10 protein-coding genes (1 of these 10 only partly in view) are annotated in these 19,337 nt (G+C 62.9%); 9 read left to right on the top strand and 1 reads right to left on the bottom strand.

What is annotated here, in order from left to right:
* Nucleotides 1-5: 5 nt before the first annotated feature.
* The 7 genes from HOP03_16985 (at nucleotide 6) to HOP03_16955 (ending at nucleotide 7,909) form a co-directional block, all read left to right on the top strand.
* The gene (locus HOP03_16985) at nucleotides 6-1,364 is read left to right on the top strand and encodes an aspartate aminotransferase family protein (GenBank protein NOT89854.1); all 1,359 of its coding nucleotides are present in this window, start codon (nucleotides 6-8) and stop codon (nucleotides 1,362-1,364) included.
* A gap of 89 nt (nucleotides 1,365-1,453) precedes the next feature.
* A complete protein-coding gene (locus HOP03_16980) occupies nucleotides 1,454-2,590 on the top strand; it encodes a polyamine ABC transporter substrate-binding protein (GenBank protein NOT89853.1) in 1,137 nt (378 codons plus the stop codon).
* A 69-nt stretch (nucleotides 2,591-2,659) separates the two neighbouring features.
* Nucleotides 2,660-3,808 (top strand): polyamine ABC transporter ATP-binding protein, encoded by a 1,149-nt coding sequence (gene potA / locus HOP03_16975; protein NOT89852.1) that lies wholly within the window; start codon nucleotides 2,660-2,662, stop codon nucleotides 3,806-3,808.
* Entirely contained in the window at nucleotides 3,805-4,716 is a 912-nt protein-coding gene (locus HOP03_16970) for an ABC transporter permease subunit (GenBank protein NOT89851.1), read from the top strand. The genes potA and HOP03_16970 overlap by 4 nt, the downstream gene beginning before the upstream one ends.
* Nucleotides 4,713-5,564 carry an ABC transporter permease subunit gene (locus HOP03_16965; GenBank protein NOT89850.1) on the top strand — a complete coding sequence of 284 codons (852 nt, stop codon included), beginning with the start codon at nucleotides 4,713-4,715 and terminating at the stop codon, nucleotides 5,562-5,564. The genes HOP03_16970 and HOP03_16965 overlap by 4 nt, the downstream gene beginning before the upstream one ends.
* 9 nt (nucleotides 5,565-5,573) lie before the next feature.
* Nucleotides 5,574-6,938: an NAD-dependent succinate-semialdehyde dehydrogenase gene (locus tag HOP03_16960; protein NOT89849.1), complete on the top strand. Its 1,365-nt coding sequence runs from the start codon at nucleotides 5,574-5,576 to the stop codon at nucleotides 6,936-6,938.
* Between the two features lie 128 nt (nucleotides 6,939-7,066).
* Entirely contained in the window at nucleotides 7,067-7,909 is an 843-nt protein-coding gene (locus HOP03_16955; protein ID NOT89848.1) for a 4'-phosphopantetheinyl transferase superfamily protein, read from the top strand.
* A gap of 10 nt (nucleotides 7,910-7,919) precedes the next feature.
* On the opposite strand, the gene HOP03_16950 is transcribed toward HOP03_16955, so the two are convergent.
* Nucleotides 7,920-10,556 (bottom strand): hypothetical protein, encoded by a 2,637-nt coding sequence (locus HOP03_16950; GenBank protein ID NOT89847.1) that lies wholly within the window; start codon nucleotides 10,554-10,556, stop codon nucleotides 7,920-7,922.
* A gap of 1,108 nt (nucleotides 10,557-11,664) precedes the next feature.
* On the opposite strand from HOP03_16950, the gene HOP03_16945 reads away from it, so the two are divergent.
* Both HOP03_16945 and HOP03_16940 read left to right on the top strand, forming a co-directional pair.
* The gene (locus HOP03_16945; protein ID NOT89846.1) at nucleotides 11,665-12,141 is read left to right on the top strand and encodes a UpxY family transcription antiterminator; all 477 of its coding nucleotides are present in this window, start codon (nucleotides 11,665-11,667) and stop codon (nucleotides 12,139-12,141) included.
* Nucleotides 12,142-12,633: 492 nt separating this feature from the next.
* Nucleotides 12,634-19,337 carry the 5' portion of an SDR family NAD(P)-dependent oxidoreductase gene (locus HOP03_16940; GenBank protein ID NOT89845.1) on the top strand. It continues 6,280 nt past the right edge of the window, so only the first 6,704 of its 12,984 coding nucleotides appear in the window; its start codon is at nucleotides 12,634-12,636; its stop codon lies beyond the right edge, outside the window.

Here is a 19,337-nt window from a genome sequence, read left to right as displayed (position 1 = left end):
CCACCATGGATAAAGCTGAACTCGTCCACCTGCAGCAGCTCGACGCCGCGCATCACCTGCATCCGTTCAACGACAACGCGGCGCTGGCGAAGAAAGGCACGCGCATCCTGACCCGGGGCGAGGGCGCCTATGTCTGGGACGCCAACGGCAACAAACTGCTCGACGCCTTCGCGGGCCTGTGGTGCGTGAACGTCGGCTATGGCCGCAGGGAGCTGGGCGAGGCGGCATCGCGGCAGATGATCGAGCTGGCCTACTACAACAGCTTCTTCCAGTGCACGGTGGAGCCGACGGTCCTGCTGTCGGCCAAGCTTGCGGAACTCACGCCGGCCGATCTCAACCACGCCTTCTTCACCAATTCCGGTTCCGAGGCCAACGACACCATCCTGCGGCTCGTCCGCCACTTCTGGGCGGTGCAGGACAAGCCGGGGAAGAACATCTTCATCGGCCGCCACAACGGCTATCACGGCACCACGATGGCCGGCGCCAGCCTCGGCGGCATGGCCGGTATGCACAAGCAGGGCGGGCTGCCGATTCCCGACATCCACCATATCGATCCACCGTTCTGGTTCGCCGATGGCGGCGATCTGTCGCCCGACGAGTACGGCCTGGTCGCCGCGCGCCGGTTGGAACAGAAGATTCTCGAACTGGGACCCGACCGGGTCGCCGCCTTCATCGGCGAGCCGATCATGGGTGCGATCGGCGTGTACATCCCGCCGATGACCTACTGGCCGGAGATCGAGCGGATCTGCCGCAAGTACGACGTGCTGCTGGTCGCCGACGAAGTGATCTGCGGCTTCGGCCGCACCGGCGAATGGTTCGGTGCGGACTATTTCGGTTTCACTCCCGACGTGATGACGCTCGCCAAGGGCATCACGTCCGGTTATATCCCGCTCGGCGCGGCCATGTTCAACGACCGCGTCGCCGGTGTGCTGAAGGAGCAGGGCGGGGAGCTGGCGCACGGCTGCACCTATTCCGGTCATCCGGTCTGCACCGCGGTCGCGCTGGAGAACATCCGCATCCTGCAGGAAGAGGGCATCGTCGACCGGGCGCGGAACGACATCGCGCCGTATCTGGCGCAGCGCTGGGCCGAACTGGGCGAACACCCGCTGGTCGGAGAGGCGCGCATCGCCGGCATGGTCGGTGCGCTGGAACTGGTTCCGGACAAGGGCAAGCGCGCTTTCTTCGAGGAGCGGGGCAGCGTTGGCGTGCTCTGCCGGGACATGGCCCTGAAGAACGGCCTCATTCTGCGCGCCACCTATGATTCAATGCTGTTGTCGCCGCCGCTGATCATCACCCGCGCGCAGGTCGACGAACTGTTCGAGAAAACCTGGAAGTCGCTGAACGAAACCGCCGCTGCACTGTAGATGCAGCGACAGGCCGCAGCCGTTAATCTGTCGAGGATGCCACCGTCACGCCACACCATTGACGCCCTACCGGGCAAAGGGATATCACGATGAAACTGCGAGTGTTGGGGCTTTCCATCGCCGTCTGTCTGTTGGCCGCCTGCGGCGGCAAATCCGACAGCGGCGCCGCGTCCGGCGACGGCAAGTCGGGCGGCGACGACGACAAGACCTTGAACGTCTACAACTGGTCGGACTACATCGCCGAAACCACCATCCCGGACTTCGAGAAGAAGAGCGGCGTGAAGGTGGTCTACGACGTCTTCGACAGCAACGAGATGGTCGAGACCAAGCTGCTCGCGGGCTCCAGCGGTTACGACATCGTCGTGCCCACGCTGAACTTCCTCGGCCGACAGATCCAGGCCGGCGTGTTCCAGAAGCTGGACAAGTCGAAGATTCCGAATCTGGCCAACCTCGATCCGGAGATGATGAAGCGCATCGCGCTGCAGGATCCGGGCAACGAATACGCCGTGCCGTACCTGTGGGGCACCACCGGCATCGGTTACAACGTCGACAAGGTCACGGCCGCTTTCGGCAACACGGATGTCACCAACAGCTGGGACCTGGTGTTCAAGCCGGAAAACATCGCCAAGCTCAAGGGCTGCGGCGTGACCCTCCTCGATACGCCTTCGGAACTGATCCCGATCGCGCTGAACTACCTCGGTGAAGATCCCAACAGCCAGGATCCGGCAGTGATCGACAAGGCGGCGGCGCTGCTGAAGACGATCCGTCCCTACGTCACCAACTTCCATTCCTCGCAATACATCGATTCGATGGCCACCGGCAACACCTGCCTGGTGGTCGGCTGGTCCGGCGACATCATCCAGGCGCGCGACCGCGCCGAAGAAGCGAAGAACGGCGTGAAGATCGGCTATTCCATCCCGAAGGAAGGCGCGCCGATGTGGTTCGACATGCTGGCGATCCCGAAGGACGCCAAGCATGTCGAGAGCGCGAATGCGTTCATCAACCACCTGCTCGAGCCGCAGGTGGCCGCCAACAACACCAACTTCGTCAGCTACCCGAACGCCATTCCGAAATCGACGCCGCTGGTCGACAAGGACATCAGCGGCGATCCGACGATCTACCCGCCGCCGGATGTCGCCGCGAAACTCTTCACCTACGCGATCATCCCGCCCGACGTGGATCGCCAGTACACGCGGATCTGGACCCAGCTCAAGACCGGTCGCTGATACATCGCCCCGGGGCAGGCAGCGATGCCTGCCCCGAGCTGCATTCCGAGCCGCATTCGAGGGAACCCCATGGCCGCAGTCGCCAACGAAAAACCGCACAACGGCGCTCCTGCCGCTCCCAAGGCCACGGTCGAGGATTACCTGCGCATCGTCGATGTCCGCAAGGAATTCGACGGTTTCGTCGCGGTCGACGACACCAACCTGTCGATCCGCAAGGGTGAGATCTTCGCGTTGCTGGGCGGTTCCGGCTGCGGCAAATCGACGTTGCTGCGCTGCCTCGGCGGCTTCGAGAAACCCACCTCCGGCAAGATCTATCTCGACGGCCAGGTGATGAACGATCTGCCGCCGTACGAACGCCCGATCAACATGATGTTCCAGTCCTATGCGCTGTTTCCGCATATGACCGTCGAACAGAACATCGCCTTCGGGCTGAAGCAGGACGGTCTGGGCAAAGAGGCCATCGCCAAGCGCGTCGAGGACATGCTCAACCTGGTGCAACTGGGCAAACTCGCCAAGCGCAAGCCGCATCAGCTCTCCGGCGGCCAGCAGCAGCGCGTCGCCCTTGCGCGCTCGTTGGCCAAGGGCCCCAAGCTGTTGCTGCTCGACGAACCGATGGGCGCGCTCGACAAGAAACTGCGCTCGAAGATGCAGCTCGAACTGGTCGATATCATCGAGAAGTCGGGCGTGACCTGCGTGATGGTCACCCACGACCAGGAAGAGGCGATGACCATGGCCACGCGCATCGCGCTGATGGATGCCGGCCGGATCCGCCAGGTCGGCACGCCCGACGAAATCTACGAATCGCCGACCAGCCGTTTCGCCGCCGAATTCATCGGTTCGATCAACATGTTCGACGGACGCATCGACGAGGACAAGGCCGACTACATCACCATCCTGTCGCCGTCGCTGCCGGTGCCGATCTACGTCGGCCACGGCGTTTCCGGCTTCGAAGGACAGGAAGTGGGCTACGGCGTGCGCCCCGAAAAGCTGACGATCAGCAAGGAAGAACCGACGCAGCAGTACAACAAGGCGCAGGGCAAGATCGAGGATATCGCCTATTTCGGCAGTCACTCGGTCTTCCATGTCCGCCTGCCGACCGGTTACAAGGTCATGGCCAATTTCGCCAACCAGCAGCGCTGGGCCAGCGAGGGCATGACCTGGGGCGACAGTGTCTGGGTGTCGTGGGGCGACAACGAAGGCGTGGTGCTCACGTCATGAATCTCCGATCGCTGAAGAAGTTCCTGCCGGGATCGCGCTGGGGCGTCATCGCGGTCCCGTACTTCTGGCTGCTGCTGTTCTTCGCGGTCCCGTTCCTGATCGTGCTGAAGATCTCGTTCGCCAAGCTGGCGATCGCGCAGCCGCCGTACACGCCGATCCTGGAGTTCGTGCAGAGCGAAGTGCTGCTCAAGCTCAACCTCACCAATTACACGGTGCTGTTCTCGGACTCGCAGTATCTGCTGGCGTATGCCAGCTCACTGAAGATCGCGGCGATCTCGACCCTGTTCACGCTGTTGATCGGCTATCCGATGGCCTACGTCATCTCGCGCCTGTCGCCGTCCGCGCGCAACATCGCGATGATGCTGGTGGTGCTGCCGTCGTGGACATCGTTCCTGATCCGCGTCTATGCCTGGATCGGCATCCTCGACAGCAACGGCCTGCTCAACAGCCTGCTGATGAAGATCGGATTGATCGACGCGCCATTGCACATCCTCAACACGCCGCTCGCGGCCTACATCGGCATCGTCTACTGCTATCTGCCGTTCATGGTCCTGCCGCTGTACTCCAACCTGCTCAAATTCGACCACCGCCTGCTGGAAGCCGCCTACGACCTCGGCGCCAAGCCGTGGAAGGCCTTCCTGAAGATCACCTTGCCGATGTCGCGCTCCGGCATCATCGCCGGCTGCATGCTGGTGATGATTCCCGCGATCGGCGAGTTCGTCATTCCCGAAATGCTCGGCGGCCCGGATACGTTGATGATCGGTCGCGTGCTGTGGAGCGAGTTCTTCAACAACCGCGACTGGCCGGTGGCGTCGGCGGTCGCGATCGTCATGCTGGTCATGCTGCTCATCCCGATCCTGATCTTCAACCGCGTCCAGCAGAAAGAGCTGGAAGGGCGGCTGGCATGAGCGGTACCAACATGCAGGGCAATCGCGCGATCCGCTGGACGGTCCTGGGCCTGGGCTTCGCATTCCTCTATCTCCCGATCCTGATCCTGATCGTCTACTCCTTCAACGAATCCCGGCTGGCCTCGGTGTGGTCAGGCTTTTCGTTCAAATGGTACGGCGAACTGATGCGCGACCGTTCGATGCTGGACGCCGCATGGGTCAGTCTGAAAGTGGCGTTCTGGACCGCGACCGCTGCGGTCGTGCTCGGCACGATGGCGGCGCTGGCGATGACCCGCATGCGCCATTTCCCGACCAAGACCATGTTCGGCGCGATGATCACCGCGCCGCTGGTGATGCCGGAAGTGATCACCGGCCTGTCGATCCTGCTGATGCTGGTGTCGATGGGTGGCCTGATCGGAATCGCGCCGAAAGGCGTGGTCGCGATCTGGGTCGCGCACGTGACCTTCACGCTGGCGTTCGTGACCGTGGTGGTGTCTTCGCGACTCGCGGAACTCGACAAATCGCTGGAAGAAGCCGCGATGGATCTCGGCGCCAACCGGATCAAGGTGTTCTTCCTGATCACGCTGCCGATCATCGCCCCCGCGCTGGTATCGGGCTGGCTGCTGGCGTTCACGCTGTCGCTGGACGACGTGGTGATCGCCAGCTTCGTCGCCGGCCCGAACTCGACCACGCTGCCGATGAAGGTGTTCTCGTCGGTCCGTCTGGGCCTCAGCCCCAAGATCAATGCGCTGGCGACCCTGATGGTGCTGGCGGTGTCGTTCGCGGCGGTGACCGGCTGGTGGCTGATGTACCGCGAGGAGAAACGCAGGCAGCGCGATATCCAGCTCGCCATTCAAGACAACACCTGAGGTGAAAACATGACGGTGCGATTGATCCATCCATGGACCGGCGAGATCGACTACACCTACGACTACATCGGCGAGTCCGAGGTCGAACGTGTGCTTCAATCCGCCGCACAGGCGGCCCCCGGATGGGCCGCGCGCAGTCTCGATGAACGTGGTGGGCTGATCCGCGCGGTCGCCGCGCGGCTGCGGGAACAGCGTGATGCCATCGCTGCGGTCATGACCGCCGACATGGGCAAGCTGCGCCGGGAAGCGCTGGTCGAAATCGAAAAATCCGCGTCCGCCTGCGAATACTACGCGGACCATGCCATCGATTATCTGCGCGACGGCATGATCGCCACCGAAGCGCATCGCAGCTACGTCACCTACGAACCGCTGGGCTGCATTTTCGCGGTGATGCCGTGGAATTTTCCGGTCTGGCAGGTGTTCCGTTTCCTCGCGCCGGGGCTGATGGCGGGCAATGTCGCGGTGCTCAAGCATGCGACCAACGTGCCGCGCTGCGCGGACGCCATCGCCGGCGTGCTGCGCGATGCCGGGATTCCCGACGGCGTGTTCGGCGTGCTGCACATCGACAATGCACTGGCCGCCAGGGTGATCGCCGATCCCCGCGTGAAGGCCGTGACCCTGACCGGCAGCGAACGCGCCGGCAGCGCGGTCGCCTCGACGGCCGGCAAGCATTTGAAGAAATGCGTGATGGAACTCGGCGGCAGCGACCCGTTCGTGGTGCTCGACGATGCCGATCTGGACGCGACCATCCCCGCCGCTGTCGCTTCGCGCTTCGGCAATGCGGGGCAGACCTGTATCGCCGCCAAGCGCTTCATCGTCACGCCGGGGATTGCCGAAGCGTTCGTCGCCCGTTTCGTCGAAGCGGCCGGCAAGCTCGCCGTCGGCGATCCGGATCTCGACGCCACCACGCTCGCGCCGATGGCCCGTGCGGACCTGCGCGACGAAGTGCACGATCAAGTGCAGCGCAGCGTCGCGGCGGGCGCGAAACTCCTGCTCGGCGGCACGCCGGGGCAGGGCGGCTCGCACTACCCGGCGACCATCCTCGATCATGTCGTGCCCGGCATGCCCGCCTATCACGACGAACTGTTCGGGCCCGCCGCCAGCATCCTGCGCGCCCGGGACGACGACGATGCCGTGCGCATCGCCAACGACACCGACTTCGGTCTCGGCGCCAGCGTCTGGACCACGGACAAGGCGCGCGGCGAAGCGGTCGCGCGTCGTCTGCAGGCCGGCGCCACGTTCGTCAACGCGATCGTGCGCAGCGATGTGCGATTGCCGTTCGGCGGAACGAAGAACTCGGGCTTCGGCAGGGAACTCGCCGAGCACGGCATCCACGAATTCATGAACATCAAGACGGTGTATGTCGCGGGTTGACGACCAGGAACGATCCTTTGCATGCGTTGACGAGAAGAACAGAAACCGCTGGCCGATGCATCGGGCCGGGACGCCATCGCCCAACCCGGCTGCGGGCCGCACCGCAAGAATGAAGAATGTCTTGACCCATGGATGAACCAATGGTCCCTGCCGGCGTAGAAACCGGCAAGCGCGATATCGATATCTGGCTGATCTATTACGACGAGATCGTCGACGAGGATCAACTTGTCATGCTCCGCGCGTTGCTCAATGCGGAAGAAGTGGACAAGGAAGGTCGATTCTTCTTCGCCGACGACCGCAAACGCTATCTGGTCACGCGCGCAGCGGTGCGCATGCTGTTGTCGCGTTACGCACCGGTCGCACCGGAGTGTTGGGAATTCTCCAGGAACGCATACGGCCGACCGGAGATCGCCAACGCGGTGGATGAGGTGCGTGGCCTGTCCTTCAATATCTCGCATACGCGCGGGCTCATCGCGCTGGCGGTGGGTCGTGGCCGGGAATTTGGCGTGGACGTCGAAAACGTCGCGGTGCGGAGCCCATCGATCGGCATCGCGGAACGCTTTTTCTCCCCCACCGAAGTCGCGGAACTGTCTTGCGTTCCGACGGAACGACAGCTGGATCGCTTTTTCGAATACTGGACCTTCAAGGAATCGTACATCAAGGCGCGCGGCATGGGGCTTTCGCTGCCCCTGGACCGTTTCAGCTTCGATTTTCCGCATCATGACGCGGTGCGGATCAGCATCCAGCCCGACCTGGACGACCATGCCGGGCGCTGGAGCTTCTGGCAGTGCCGGCCGACGGTCGATTACGTGATGGCGATCTGCGCCGAGCGCAACGCCGGCGCATCACCCACGATCTCGATGCGTAAATTCACCCCACTGGCCAGTGAGGTGCAACTGGTGCCTGAATTCCTGAAAACATCGGATTTCCATCCCGGTCGTGCCGCCCAGGCCTTTTCGCCGGAAACCTGATGCCCTTGTCCTAACTGCCGAGCATCATCGCCGCGAAGCGCTGCGCGATGACCGGGTCCAGGCCATGGGCCGCCGGGTCGATCGCGAAACGCATCGCCAGATCGGACACTTTCGCGAATTCATCCGGATTCTGCGCGCAATGCTGCAGCAGATCGCGCGTCTGCTGTTCCAGTTCCTGGCTCGCAGCGAGCCAGCGCGGGTCGAACCTCGGCAACCGCGAGAACGATTCCGCCGGCAGGGCATCGGCCTGCCACTGAAACCGCAGTTGACTGCCATCGTGACGTGCGAGCAGGGGCAGATCCATCCCGGTGGTGACGTGCACTTCGGGCAGGAATTGCAGGCCCTGTTTCCACTTCAAGGCATCGCCGCTGTGCGGTGCATTGCTGAGCCATGCGCTCGGGTCCATACGCAGATCGAACCAGAACAGCACGCCCCCTGCGGTGCCCGGGGCGATGGCACGGATGGCCAGTTCTTTTCCAGCGGGCGTGGGGCCATCCGTCGAGAAATCGAAATCGAACACATCGAACGGAGCGCTGAGCGCGCGATAGGGCAACGTGCCGGCGTCGACATTGATGAAGGAAGGCGAGAATCGATACGGATTCAGCAGATTGGCGTCGATATCCATGATCCGATCCAGGCGGTACTCGATCAACATCGCCCGGATCCGGGCGCCGGCCGGAAGGAATCGCGCATGCGCGTCGAGCAGGTGCTCGCGGGCATGCGCCAGGAAATGCAGGATGCCTTCGCCGATCAGGCTGCAGTCGAACGCATCGAACAGCGCCAAGTCGGCGCGCTCGTCGATATCTTCGGGAACAGCGAGGTTGTGACAGTCCTTGTCGAGGAGTGCGATCCGGCTTTCAAGTCCCACGCGCTTGATCGCGTCCCGGCCAACGGCACGGATCGCAGCCTGCGTTTCGGTCCCGACGACGCGCTCGACGCCCGCGCGCACCGCGAGCGTCGCGAGCAGTCCGCAGCCTGCGCCGATGTTCAGCGCGGTGCGCGCCGGATGCAGCGCCCGGGAAGCGATGAGCGCTTTCCCGTAGGCATCGTAACGCCGCTGATCGCCGAGTGTCGGGATGAACCATGCGGGCACATTCCGTGCATGCAACTCTTTGGGTGCAGGCTGGGCCTGCACGTACAGTCGCGTCTCGTCGATCCGGATCCTGACCGGCAGCGATTGCATGGGCTGCACATCGATCGGGTCGGTGTATTGAACCGCCGGTTTGATGCACTGCAACTCGCTTCCCGGTGCATTGCCGAGTCGCGCCACGCCCAGGTCCAGATCGAACCAGTAGACGATGGCATCCACCTGTCCGGCACGAACGACCGGCAGTTCCACCTGCAGATGCTGTTCCTTGAAATCGACGAAATCGATTTCCCCGACCTGGATCGGGGTGGTGAGCGCATTCCAGAACGTCGCATCCAGCTCGAGCGCCTGCGGGTAAAGACTCCACCGTAGCCGATCGAGTTCGGGGAGTGGAACATCGGCCGACGGGTATTGCCATTGGATCGCCATGGCGAAAAGGGTTGCGCGCGCGGGCAGAACACGGGTCGGCTTGCCGGCCGCACTGGCCTGGTGACGGCGGATCGCCTTGACGATTCCCGTGCCCAACAACGAGTGGTCGATACGCGGGAATACAAGGACGTCGTAACCGCCTTCATCGCGCTGATTGCCATCGGGACCCTCGATATCGATCCCTTGCACGAAGGCTTCGAAGGAAGCGCGCCGCTCTTCTGGCGTGCGATCCTTCAAATCGGCGCCGTGTCGCTCCTGCCATGGCAACAGGAAATGTTTTTGAACCATGCCGGCGGTGATCCGCGCATCCAGTGCGTAAGACTCGGCGCACAATACTTGCGCTGCACCATGATGCAGTGCGCGCAATCCGAAGACGCCCAGTTCGCTGCCGCAGAAAAGCACGCTGTCGCCCGCCAATGCCGAGAGTGCGCTGTCCCAGGCCTTGAGCCATTCGGGATCCTCCAGGCGCGCGATGCACTGCCTGGGCGACTGTTGGTTGCCGTAGCGCGACAGGTGCTGTCCGAGGCCTTCGACGCGGAAGGGTGCGGTCGCCTCGGGCAGGGATGGATCGTCCAGCATCGCGGGATCGAATCGTGCCTCGGGGCGGGGCATGACTTCGGTTACGGACTCCACGGCCGTATCGGGGTCCAGGGTTTGCTTCAGTATCGAATCCTTGCGGAGACGCGTCTCCAATTGCTGGATCCGCTGCGTCAGGTCGGCGTCCCCCGGCGCGCGGTCCAGCGCTTTGCGGTAGGCGATGAGTGCAGGTTTGTTTTCGCCCAGTCGCTCCCGGGCTTCTCCTTCCAACAGGAAACCCTCGACACGCTCCGGTGCCAGTGCGGCAAACCGGACTGCTTCGGCTAGCGCTTCGGCGGGCGCTTCCAGTCGAAGGCAGATGCGGGTGCGCTCGAGCCGTGCGTCCAGATTGTCCGGTGACAGCGCGATCAGGTGATCGAAAGAAACCAGGGCATCCTGGAGCCTGTCTTCCTTCAGACTCGCCTGCGCCAGCTGTTCCACCCATACGGTCGCCTGCTGCAGGATGTCGGGCGGTACACGCGCCATCATCGCTTTCATGTATTCGGGGTCGCCCGAGTCGAGCGCAGCGCCGAGTTCCTCACTCCAATCTTTCATTTTCCGACCTGTGCAGAATGCCCGGCCGCGCCGTACGCTCACCCGGGGGGTATCCAGGGCAAACCCGACGACCTTCGGGCAGAGGATTACGATTGCTTTCGATCATCTCCACTTGCCGGCACCACCCGGATGCACAAGCGGACGCTCATCGCGGTTGGTTGCGCTGGCGAGGAACGGCGATGGTTGGTCCAGGCGTGCGGTCGAACGACGTCGGCTTTCGAATCCGGCAGCATTGCGATCCCTGGCACGACAGCATGGATACGGCCAGCGCGGCCGATATCGTCGACTCCTTCATATGCAGCATCCGTTCCGGATACTAACATTCGGTCATGTATCCATGATCACGGTGGTGCCGAGGCAGCGGAGTCCGTGCATGCGACTGCAGCGCATCTTTGCTTCAGCGCCATCATTGACAACGCTATCGCGACATTTGTCATTCGGCCGGGCACGTATGGCAATGGTCGCCACGACAGCTGATGACCGGCTTGGCCCATCCCGCATTCCGCGCACTGGCCGGCGGTGACAACGCTGTCGGAACAGGCTTGCTCGAACATCGGCAAAGAAACCGATCATGCAAAGTCCGGCCCCGGTCGGATTCATGGCGGCAGGCGCAGGCACGAAAAGATGCGATTGTGCTTCGGGTATCCACGTGCTCTTCATGAGTTTCATTCCGAGTCCCGACGCGAAATGCGTGTTATTTCGTGATTGGCGTCCACCATGGGGTTAAATAAAAGTTAATTCTTGCGATAAAACAAGTCGTTCCCGGCGTGAATCGCGCTGATAGTCGTTCCGCTACGACTCGACGGCACCCGGAACGCATTCTTCAGACCGCGCGCTCCAGCCATTCTGATTGGACCGGCTTTGAACAGCATCGTCGAGGCGTGTCCGGCATTGCTTACGTATACCGTTTGACTCGACAGTAGGGTGTTGTTATGTTCCTGCAACGTTCACGTATAACAATATGCGCGAACGATATATGCCGGTGATGGTTGAAGCACAGTGATTGTGCGACGTCAGGGGACGATGCCGGCAATGTCAAGTGGAAATGACGATTCATGGACAGTCAAAGGGGAAGTGAAGGGTAATGGATGCTCGAGTCGAGGGGTGGATGGTGCTCAGGACCAGGAGCCGCCATGAACATTTGGTCGAGTCTTGCCTGCAGCGCAAATCGATCAAAGCGTACCTACCCAAGCATAAAGTGACCCGCCGCTGGAAAGATCGCAGGCGCGTGGTCGAGTTGCCGTTGTTTCCCGGCTACGTGTTCGTACAGCCGAGCGCCGATCAATACGCCGACATGCGCTACATCCGCGGATCGTGCGGGCTCGTGCTCATCGGCAACCAGCCGGCCACGATGCCCGAAAAGGACCTGCAGGCCGTGAAGATCCTTGTCGGCAGTGGCGCCGACCTGAAGTTGGATATGAATATCGTGGTCGGGCAGCGCGTGAAAGTCGTCTCGGGCCCGTTCGCCGGCGCAGAAGGCGAGCTCGTCAAGGTCAAGAGTCAGGAAAGGCTGGTGATCAACGCGCATTTGTTGGGCAGCAGCGTGAGTGTGGAAGTAGGCAGGGACATGGTATCCATCGGATAGCGCATGGCCCCTGTCCTGCGTTTGTCCTGAAAAAGGCCGCCAGATCGTTTGATCCGGTGATGGACACTCGAAACCCGAGCGATATCCGAATCAGTTGTGCAGCCGATGGTTTTCTGTGTGGTTTGCGAATAGCCCATTTGATTTCCGAAGGATGAGCCAAGCCGTCTGAAGCAATGCGCTTCCGGGCACGGCATGAAATCGAAGGCGGTAGTGGAAGTGACGTTTAGGGATGTAACGCCACGGGGCGGAGCCATGCAAAAAAGGCTCTTTTCGCCAGGCATGATCATCGCTGCCGGCGACCCTCGAGACCGGAAACACCGGAACCGTGGTGCACGCCATGCGGCGCGCCCGTCGCCGCCGGGAAGTCCGCAGCGCCGTTGCGGTGTTTGCGGTTCATGAAGGATCCATAGCAAGAGCAAGTGCGCATCATCTTTTTCGCCGCGTGCGCGGAATATCCGCGTCGTCGTCATGGACAGAGTACTGGGCGATCGTATGTCTGAAGCCTTATCCACCTTCGATCGGACCTGCCGGCTCATCGTTGGCCGTCTGGAACAATGTTTCGGCGAGGCGCAGCGCGTTTCGGAGGCGGATGCATGCTTGTCGCCGCTGGAACTCGGCGCCGACGATGCGCTTCGCGACGCGCTCGCGTCGCTCGATATCGCTGTCGATGGCGAAATGGCGTGCCTGGTGAATGCATGCCGCCTGGCGCTTCGAGCGTCTTTCGACGAGCCGCTTTCGGACGATCTGGGGTTGCTGTCCCAGCACCAATGGGCCCGTTACGGAAAAGGCAAGCGCAATGCCGCCGCACCGGTCCATGTGCTTGCGTCGTGGCAGCAACGATTGCAGCAGCTTGCCGATGCCGCAGGGGACAGCACGTTGCTGTGCCTGCTCGGGCATTCCGAGCCGGCGAGCGGCGCTGCGGGGGCTTCAACCTACATTCCCGGCAAGAACCCGGCCGCGACTTCGCTTGCGACGGCGTATCCGATCAGTGCCGATGCATTCGTCGTTCTGGCGGCTTCCGTGGGCCTGTTCTGCGATGAGCCGCCGCCGTTCGAGAAAAACGCGGAAACGATATGCGACCGCGTCCTGTATCGACTCGGCAGGCGCGAGTATACGGTCCGCTTCGCGCGCCCGACGGATATCGATGCGCTCGAAAGACTCGAGGATCTGTGCTGGATTCCGCAGTTGCGCACGTCGAGGGAGCACCTGCTGGCGCGCATACGGGCATTTCCCCAGGGACAGTTCGCGCTGGAGATCGGCGGCGAAGTCAAAGGCGTCATCTACAGCCAGCGGATCCACGACGAAGCCGATCTGTTCCGGCAAGACATGGACACCGTGCATCGGCTGCACGATCCAGCAGGCAATGTGGTGCAACTGCTGGCGGTCAACATCGACCCCGACAGCCAGAATCTGGCCTGCGGCGATCAACTGCTCGAATTCATGCTGCAGCGATCGAGCCTGCAGCAGGGCGTGAGGAAGATCGTCGCGGTGACCCTGTGCAAGAACTTCAGCGCGGAGCAAGGGCTGAAGTTCGAGGAGTATGTCACCGGCCCCGGTAAGGATTGCGATCGCGTGCTTCATTTCCATCACGCGCATGGTGCCGGGATCACGGCCGTTCTTCCCGGCTACCGTCCAAGGGACCTGGCCAATCAAGGCAATGGCGTACTGGTCGAATACGATCTTGCGCAGCGCAGGCAATGCCGGCTGTCGCGAAAGGCACTGGCGCCTACGACCGCAGCAGCCGTAGCCGACACGACCGACGCGCGACGTTTCATCCTGGAGACCATCTCCGCGCTGATTGACGAGGCGCATTCGATCGATCCCGAGCGGCCGTTGATGGAATCCGGACTGGATTCGGCCGGTCTGCTCGCGCTGAAACCGAGGCTCGAAACCCATTTCGGCAAGCGACTCAAGCCGTCGTTCTTCTTCACCTTCAATACACCGCAAAAAATCGTCGACTTCTTCTGTGCCGGAACCCAAGTTCCGGCACAGGGCGGGATCGAGCCCTCGCGGAACCGGAAGGGCGCATCGATCGCCGATGATACGGCGGCGTCGAAGACGGAGGACGGGGCCGGCCCATACCACGAATCCGATATCGCGATCGTCGGGCTTGCCTGTCGCCTGCCGCATGGGATCGACGATCTGGACGGACTGTGGGACGTCCTGGAGTCGCAGCGGGACGTGATCGCCGGGTATCCGGCAACACGCGGACCCTGGCCGCACGGTGGCGGCATCGAGCGCGGCGGTTTCCTGATCGACGGCGAATGCTTCGACGCATCTTTTTTCAGGATGTCGCCGAGCGAAGCGGAAGTGACCGACCCGCAGCAGCGGCTGCTCTCCGAAGTCTCGTGGGCGTGTTTCGAGGATGCCTGCGTGGTGCCCGCCACGCTGCGGGGCACGGACACCGGCGTTTTCGTGGGCGCGAGCAACAGCGACTACGCCCATCTGCTGCAGGACATCGGCGCCGAGGTGGAGGCGCACAGCGCTGTCGGCAATTCGCTGGCGGTGCTCGCGAACAGACTCTCGTATTTCTACGATTTCCATGGGCCGAGCCTGCTCATCGACACCGCCTGCTCGTCATCGATGGTTGCGCTGCATTCCGCGGTGCAATCGCTGCGGGCCGGCGACTGCCGGATCGCGCTGGTCGGTGGCGTGAATTTCATCTGCAATCCGCGGATTTCGCTTGCCTACCAGAAGGCGGGCATGCTGGCCCCCGATGGCAGATGCAAGGTGTTCGACGATTCGGCCGATGGTTATGTACGGTCCGAAGGCGCGGTGATGCTGCTGTTGAAACCGCTGCGCGACGCCATCGCCGATGGCCATCGCATCCATGCGGTGATCAAAGGAAGCGCCGTCAACCATGGCGGCCAGGCGGCCGGATTGACGGTGCCCAATCCGCAGAGGCAAGCGACGCTGCTGGCGTCCGCGTGGCGCAACGCGCGTGTCGACCCGAGCCGGATCAGTTATCTCGAAGCCCATGGGACCGGCACATCGCTGGGCGATCCCATCGAAATCGAAGGCATGCGAATGGCGTTCGGCGCGGCGCTGTCCGCGACGGCCGGGACGGGCTGCGGCGTCGGATCGGTCAAGAGCAATATCGGTCATCTGGAATCGGCCGCAGGCTTGGCGGGCCTGCTGAAAGTGGTTGCGGCAATGGCGCGTCGCCGCCTGCCTGCGAGCATCCACATCTCCAGGATCAATTCGGAAATCGCGCTGCAAGGCACGTCGCTGCATATCCAGACGACGCCGCAGGAGTGGCATGCGACACAGCCGCGGATTGCCGGTGTCAGCAGCTTCGGTTCCGGCGGTGCGAATGGACATGTCGTCTTGCAGGAATATGTCGCTCCCGCTGCGCTGGACGGTTCCGGTGGAACGGTCGACAGCGCTTTCCCGGATGGGAATCTGTTCGTGCTTTCCGCGATCGACGAGGCCGCGCTGCGTCGCAACGCCCGTGCCGTGATCGACTGGCTGCGCAGCCGTGACTCGTCGCAGCACTTCATCGACGCGCTGCATACGTGGCAGTGCGGACGGACCGCATTCAAATACCGCCTCGCCGTGCATGTGCGCGATTTCGACGAACTGGCGCTCAAATTGCATGCGTGGCTGGAATCGGATGGACGTGAGGTCGGGTTCGCCAAGATCGATGCCTCGGCGCGCGAAGACCATCGCGAATCTTCGCAATGGAGCGAAGCCTTGGCGCGGCGCGATTGGAAGGCGCTCGCGCAGCACTGGCTGCAGGGTTGTCATGGCGAATGGCGGGGCCTGTACGATGCATTGGCGTCCGCGCCGAAATTCCTCAAGCTTCCGGGTTATGCGTTCAGCAAGGATCGGCACTGGGTGCCGGTCCAGCGCATGCTTTCATCGCAGTTCCTGACCCATTCCGCCGATGATATCGGCGTCGAAACGCAATACCTGCAGCCGGTGTGGGAACGCCACGACCTGCCGGATGCCGTCGATGGACAGGCCATCGACGGCATCGAAACCCACGTATTCGTATGGACGACGCACAAGCTCGATGAGCCGGCGTTGCGCGCGGCGCTGCCCGGCTGCCGACTGACGCTTGTCAATGCCGTTGGCGATACGTCCGCTTCGCGCTATGCCTCCCTGGCCAGCCGCTGCTTCGGGTATATCGGCACGCTGCTGCGCGAGAAAAGCTCGACGAAGATCCGCTTCCAGCTGGTCACCGAGGATCGTGGGGACGGCGACTGGATCTTCGGTCTGCGTGGTCTTCTGAAAACCGCGAGCATCGAGGAACCGCGGCTGGACTGGCAGATCATCACGCTGCCGGCGGAGGTCTCGATCGCCGGGCTGCAGGCGCATCTTGCTTCGAATCAGCATGCGTTCGAAAGCGGCGCATCGATCAAATACACGGACACGACGCGACTCGTCCGCCGCTGGGAACAGCTGCCGAAATCGTCCGCTCATGGCGCCCCGGTGAGCCTGCGCTCCGATGGCGCATACCTGATCACCGGTGGCCTCGGTGGGCTCGGGCGTTTGTTCGCCAAACAGATTCTGGATTCGGCGCCGGATGCGCACGTGATCGTCACCGGGCGTTCTGCGGTCGACGATCGCATCGAAGTCGAGGTCGAGTCCTGGGATGCGGGGTCGCGCCTGGAGTATCGGCGCCTGCTGCTGGACAAGCGCGACGATGTCGAGGCATTGATCGCGAGTCTTCGCAGCGACGGCCTGCAGTTGCGCGGTGTCCTGCATTGCGCGGGGCAAGTGGCCGACAATTTCATCGTCAACAAGTCGGCCGATGAATTCGCGCACGTCCTGGCGCCGAAAATCGGCGGTACGCTTTATCTCGATGAAGCCACGCGGGACATCGATCTCGATTTCTTCATGCTGTTCTCGTCGGTCATGTCCGAGACCGGCAATGCCGGGCAGGCGGACTACGCCTGCGCGAACGGCTTCCTGGATCACTACGCCGCATACCGGAACGCGCTGGTCGCGAAAGGGCTGCGTCGCGGGCACAGCGTTTCGATCAACTGGCCCTTGTGGCGCAACGGCGGCATGCAGGTCGATGCGAGCGCGCTTGCGCTGCTCAAGGAAACCCGCGGCATGGTCCCGATGCCGACCACCGTGGGCCTCGAGTTCTTCAAGGCGCAAGACTGGCGCAATGCGCAGCAGGTGCTGATCCTGCACGGCGACTCGCGCCAGTTGCACGAGGAACTGCTGGTCAACACCTCGCGCCACGCATCGCACGCCGGCCATGTCGTCGATGCCGCCGAACTGCTGGCGACCACCACCAGCGCGCTGGCCGCGCTGGTGGCCGAACAATTGAAGCTTCCTGTCGAGAAGCTGGACATCGAAGAAGAGCTGGCGCATTACGGCATCGACTCGATCTTCGTCAACAAGATCAACCTCGCGCTCAGCAGGCATTTCAGCGCGGTATCGAAAACCCTGTTCTTCCAATACCGCACCGTCGCGGAGATCGCCGGGCATCTCGCGCTGCAGTATGCCGAGGAATGCCGGGCATGGACGCTCAAGAAAGCGTCCGCCGCGGCCCTGTCGGCGCTCGCCAATACGACGGTGGGCGGCATCACGCGCGAATCGCACGCGCGGCATCCGGCAGCGCAGGTGGAATCGGGCGACGACGCGATCGCGATCATCGGCATGAGCGGCGTGTTCCCGCAGGCTCCCGATCTCGACGCATATTGGCGGAACCTCGCGGCAGGCAAGGATTGCGTGACGGAAGTGCCGCTCGCCCGCTGGGATATCGACGAATTCTACGAACCCGATGTGCAGCGCGCCATGGCGCAGGGCAAGAGCTATTGCAAGTTCGGCGCCTTCGTGGACGAGTTCGCGCAGTTCGATCCGATGTTTTTCGGGATTTCGCCGCGTGAAGCGGTCAATATCGACCCGCACGAGCGCCTGTTCCTGCAGGAAGCCTGGCGCGCGATGGAGGATGCGGGTTATTCGAGCGACGCCATGCGTCAACGGCATCGGCGGCGCGTCGGCGTATTCGTCGGGGTGACGAAAACCGAGTTCGAATTGAACGGCGCGCACAGCCCGGGGGCCGCTGGCCAGTGGTATCCGCGCACATCGTTCAGTTCGATCGCGAACCGATTGTCGTTCTTCATGGATCTCAGCGGTCCCAGCATGCCGATAGACACGATGTGTTCGTCGTCGTTGACCGCGATCCATACCGCGTGCGAGCAGATCAGGCTCGGTTCGTGCGAGGCGGCGTTCGCCGGCGCGGTCAACCTGTATCTGCATCCATCGGCGTATTACTACCTCAGTTCGCTGCGGATGCTGTCGAGCGACGGACGCTGCCGCAGCTTCGGCGAGAACGGGTCGGGCTTCGTTCCAGGGGAGGGCGCCGCGGTCGTCCTGCTCAAATCCCTGAATCGCGCGGTGGCCGATGGCGACCACGTGCACGGCGTGATCCTGGCGACGCACGTGAACCATGGCGGGCGCACGCATGGCTTCATGGTGCCGAACCCACGCGCACAGGCTGCGCTGATCCGCGAATCCCTCGACAAGGCGGGGGTCAACGCACGCCATGTCAGCTATATCGAGGCGCACGGCACCGGCACCGCGCTCGGCGACCCCATCGAAGTCGAGGGCCTGCAGCAGGCCTTCGCTTTCGACACCGCCGATCGCCAGTTCTGCGCGCTGGGTTCCGCGAAGTCGAATATCGGACACCTCGAAGCGGCGGCTGGCATCGCGGGCTTGCTCAAGGTGCTGCTGCAGATGCGCCACCAGCAGCTCGCACCGACGCTGCACGCGGAAAAGACCAATCCCAATATCCAGTTCGCGTCGGGCTCCTTCGTATTGAACCGCGAGTTGCGCGCGTGGGACAAGCCCGTGGTCGACGGCCGGACATTGCCGCGCATCGCGGGCGTGTCGTCGTTCGGCGCAGGCGGCGTCAACGCGCATGTGCTGGTACAGGAATACGAAACATCGCACCCCGTCTCCGCGGAGCAACCGTCGTCGTACGAAACGCAGGCGTTGATTCCGCTCTCGGCGTTCCGCCCGGAACAGCTCGTCGCCCGGGCACGGCAGTTGCTCGAGTTCACCGGTGCCGATGCGGAGCAATTCGATATCCATCGCATCGCCCATACGCTGCAGGCCGGCCGCGACCCGATGGCGCACCGGGTGGCGTTCATCGTCGATTCCGTCGACGCGCTGCGCTCCGAACTCGAAGCATTCGTCAATGGCCGCATCGGCGGCGCGACCTGCGTGGCCGGTGC

This window comes from Lysobacter sp. (assembly GCA_013141175.1).
GTDB lineage: Bacteria > Pseudomonadota > Gammaproteobacteria > Xanthomonadales > Xanthomonadaceae > Lysobacter_I.
The sequence above is the reverse complement of the archived record's forward strand: the minus strand, read 5'-3'. Positions and strand labels throughout refer to the sequence as shown.